The organism is Spiroplasma sp. AdecLV25b, assembly GCF_030913225.1.
Lineage (GTDB): Bacteria > Bacillota_I > Bacilli_A > Mycoplasmatales > VBWQ01 > Spiroplasma_E.
Genome location: NZ_JAQYTS010000029.1, coordinates 1 through 4,758 on the forward strand (window position 1 = coordinate 1; position 4,758 = coordinate 4,758).

Genomic DNA, 4,758 nt, shown 5'->3' on the forward strand with positions numbered 1-4,758 from the left:
TCCGCCATTGACACCAAATAGTTTACAGCAATTGCTCCCTAAAAACTAGAAATAGACATCTTTAAATTTGATTACTTTTGATTTGCAATAGAGAATATCTTTAATAAATCCTCGATCTATTAGTATCAGTAAGCTAAACACATCACTATGCTTACACACCTGACCTATCAACCTTGTAGTATTCAAGGGATCTTACTTCTTTCGAATGAGAAATCTCATCTTGGAACTGACTTCGCGCTTAGATGCTTTCAGCGCTTATTCATGCCCTACATAGCTACCCAGCTGTGCCACTGGCGTGACAACTGGTGCACCAGAGGTAGGTCCATTCCGGTCCTCTCGTACTAGGAACAGCTTTCCTCAAATTTCTTGCGCCCACGACAGATAGGGACCAAACTGTCTCACGACGTTCTGAACCCAGCTCGCGTACCGCTTTAATGGGCGAACAGCCCAACCCTTGGAAGCGACTACACCTCCAGGATGCGATGAGCCGACATCGAGGTGCCAAACCTCCCCGTCTATATGAACTATTGGGAGAGATTAGCCTGTTATCCCCGGGGTAACTTTTATCCGTTGAGCGACGGCCTTTCCACACAGCACCGCCGGATCACTAAGCCCAACTTTCGTTCCTGCTCGACTTGTATGTCTCGCAGTCAAGCACCCTTTTACCTTTGCGCTCTACATATGATTTCCATTCATATTGAGGGTACCTTTGGGCGCCTCCGTTACTTTTTAGGAGGCGACCGCCCCAGTCAAACTACCCACCAGACACTGTCCTTAAACCAGATCATGGTTTCAAGTTAGAATTTCAATATAGCAAGGGTGGTATCCCAATGGTGACTCCATGCCTACTTGCGTCTGCATATCAACGTCTCCCACCTATGCTGTACAAACTACACCAAAATTCAATATCAAGTTGTAGTAAAGCTCCACGGGGTCTTTCCGTCTAATCGCGGGTAACCTGCATCTTCACAGGTACTAAGATTTCACCGAGTCTATAGCCGAGACAGCGTCCGGATCGTTACGCCTTTCGTGCGGGTCAGAACTTACCTGACAAGGAATTTCGCTACCTTAGGACCGTTATAGTTACGGCCGCCGTTCACTGGGGCTTCAGTTCAAAGCTTCGCTTGCGCTAACAAATCTCTTTAACCTTCCAGCACTGGGCAGGCGTCACCCCGTATACTTCGTCTTACGACTTTGCACAGAGCTGTGTTTTTGCTAAACAGTCGCCCGGACCTCTTTACTGCGACTCATATTGCTATGAGCTCCCCTTCTTGCTAACTTACGGGGTTATTTTGCAGAGTTCCTTAGCTATAGTTATCTCGCTTGCCTTAGGATATTCTCCTTGACCACGTGTGTCCGTTCTCGGTACAGGCACCATGATGATGTCTTTAGAAGCTTTTCTTGGAAGCTTGGCGTCAAATACTTCGTTACTAGGCGAACCGTTAACTCCCCATCATACTTCAAGGTTATTGCTGTGCGGATTTGCCTACACAACCCTCTTTGTATTTAGCCCAACACAACCAACGGCTGGGAAATTTTAGCCTTCTTCGTCACTCCATCAGTCACCATGGTGGTACAGGAATATCAACCTGTTGTCCATCGACTACGCCTTTCGGCCTCGCCTTAGGTCCTGACTAACCCTGGGTGGACGAACCTAGCCCAGGAAACCTTGGTCAATAGGCATGAAGGATTCTCACCTTCAATCGTTACTCACGCCGGCATTCTCACTTCTAAACGCTCCACTAGTCCTTCCGGTCTAGCTTCGTTGCAGATTAGAACGCTCCCCTACCGCCCACAATATATGCGTACATATATATAGACCCATAGCTTCGGTACAATACTTAGCCCCGGTACATTTTCCGCGCAGAATCATTCGACTAGTGAGCTGTTACGCACTCTTTAAAGGATGGCTGCTTCTAAGCCAACCTCCTAGCTGTTTAAACAATTCCACATCGTTTTCCACTTAGTATTGATTTGGGGACCTTAGCTGATGATCTGGGCTGTTTCCCTCACGTCCATGGACCTTATCACCCATAGACTGACTGCCAAACATGTAACAACGGCATTCGCAGTTTAATTGCATTCAGTACCCCGAGGTGGGGCCATCATACATTCAGAGCTTTACCTCCGTTGCACTAATTTTGACGCTAGTCCTAAAACTATATCGGGGAGAACCAGCTATCTCCAGGTTCGATTGGAATTTCACCGCTAGCCACAAGTCATCCACGGTCTTTTCAACGAACGTTGGTTCGGTCCTCCATTGACTGTTACATCAACTTCAACCTGCTCATGGCTAGATCACCTGGTTTCGGGTCTACGACCACATACTAAACGCCCTATTCAGGCTCGCTTTCACTTCGGCTCCGTCTTTTCGACTTAACCTTGCATGTAATCGTAACTCGCCGGCTCATTCTACAAAAGGCACGCCGTCACCCATTAACGGGCTCCGACTTGTTGTAAGCATATGGTTTCAGGAACTATTTCACTCCCCTCTCGGGGTACTTTTCACCTTTCCCTCACGGTACTGGTTCACTATCGGTAATTGGTTAGTATTTAGCCTTACGCAGTGGTCTGCGCAAATTCCGACAAGGTTTCACGTGCCTCGCCGTACTCAGGGTTTACCAAGGAGGTCTACACATTTCGCATACTGGGCTTTCACCGTCTATGGCGTTGCTTCCCAACAACTTCTGCTATATGTAAACTTTGTAACTCCTTCAAACTTAATTAGTGGCTCCCTATAACCCCAGTCTGACGACTGGTTTAGGCTGGTCCCTTTTCGCTCGCCGCTACTAAGGGAATCGCATTCGCTTTCTTTTCCTCTAGGTACTAAGATGTTTCAATTCTCTAGGTATCACTCTACATAACTATGTATTCATTATGCAGTACTATCTGATTAAAAATAGTGGGTTTCCCCATTCGGACATCTCCGGATCAAAGCTTATTTCCAGCTCCCCGAAGCTTATCGCAGGTAATCGCGTCCTTCTTCGTCTTCCAATTCCAAGGCATCCACCATACGCTCTTAATAATTTATTTTTAGAATATCCTATTGCAAGATAAAATTTATCTTATTTTTTTTAAAAGATGTCTATTATCCAGTTTTTAAAGAACAATTGCTCAGAGATAACAATCCCTGAAAACTAAACAGAACAATTAAATTAATCCAATAAGTCACACATCTGATTTTTCTTGTTGTCTTGATTTCTCGAAAGAAATTAAACTCCATAGAAAGGAGGTGATCCATCCCCACCTTCCGGTAGGGATACCTTGTTACGACTTAACCCCAATCATCAACCCTGCCTTGGGTGGCTCCCTCCTTACGGTTAGGACACCAACTTCTGGCATTGCCAACTCTCGTGGTTTGACGGGCGGTGTGTACAAGACCCGAGAACGTATTCACCGCAACATTGCTGATTTGCGATTACTAGCGATTCCGACTTCATGAAATCGAGTTGCAGACTTCAATCCGGACTGAGACTGACTTTTTGAGATTGGCTTAACCTCGCGGTTTTGCGACTCTTTGTATCAGCCATTGTAGCACGTGTGTAGCCCAGGTCATAAGGGGCATGATGATTTGACGTCGTCCCCACCTTCCTCTAGCTTACACTAGCAGTCTCCTTAGAGTCCCCAACTTAATGCTGGCAACTAAGGACAAGGGTTGCGTTCGTTGCTGGACTTAACCAAACATCTCACGACACGAACTGACGACAACCATGCACCACCTGTATCCTTGTTAACCTCCACTATATCTCTATAGCTTTGCAAGGTATGTCAAGACCTGGTAAGGTTCTTCGCGTTGCTTCGAATTAAACCACATGCTCCACCGCTTGTGCGGGTCCCCGTCAATTCCTTTGAGTTTCACTCTTGCGAGCATACTACTCAGGCGGAGTACTTAATGCGTTAGCTACAGCACTGCCTCTTGGCAACACTTAGTACTCATCGTTTACGGCGTGGACTACTAGGGTATCTAATCCTATTTGCTCCCCACGCTTTCGTGCCACAACGTCAGTAATAGGCCAGTTAGCCGCCTTCGCCACTGGTGTTCCTTCATATATCTACGCATTCCACCGCTACACATGAAATTCCACTAACCTCTCCTATACTCTAGTAATGTAGTTTCCAAGGCGGTTAGGGGTTGAGCCCCTAAATTTAACCTCAGACTTGCATAACCGTCTACGCACGCTTTACGCCCAATAAATCCGGATAACGCTTGCCACCTATGTATTACCGCGGCTGCTGGCACATAGTTAGCCGTGGCTTTCTGGTAAGGTACCGTCGATCCTATAATCATTTCCTATTATAGTATTTCTTCCCTTACAACAGACCTTTACAATCCGAAGACCTTCATCAGTCACGCGGCATTGCTCCATCAGGCTTTCGCCCATTGTGAAAAATTCCCTACTGCTGCCTTCCGTAGAAGTCTGGGCCGTGTCTCAGTCCCAATGTGGCCGTTCGTCCTCTCAGACCGGCTACGCATCATTGCCTTGGTAAGCCATTACCTTACCAACTAGCTAATGCGCCGCATCCCCATCAATTAGCGAAGCATTACTGCTCTTTTCATTATTAGTTTTTCATACTAATAACATATGCGGTATTAGCTGTCGTTTCCAACAGTTGTTCCCCACTAAATGGTAGGTTAGATACGTGTTACTCACCCGTTCGCCACTAAAGTATTGCTACTTCCGTTCGACTTGCATGTATTAGGCATGCCGCCAGCGTTAATCCTGAGCCAGGATCAAACTCTCAATAAAATTGTTTTTT

2 rRNA genes are annotated in these 4,758 nt (G+C 46.4%); both read right to left on the reverse strand.

Going from position 1 to position 4,758, the window contains the following annotated elements:
* Window positions 1-99: 99 nt before the first annotated feature.
* Window positions 100-3,033 (reverse strand): 23S ribosomal RNA (locus RDJ14_RS02915).
* 192 nt (window positions 3,034-3,225) lie between these two features.
* Window positions 3,226-4,748 (reverse strand): 16S ribosomal RNA (locus RDJ14_RS02920).
* The 16S and 23S rRNA genes sit together here, the layout of an rRNA operon.
* Between the last annotated feature and the right edge of the window lie 10 nt (window positions 4,749-4,758).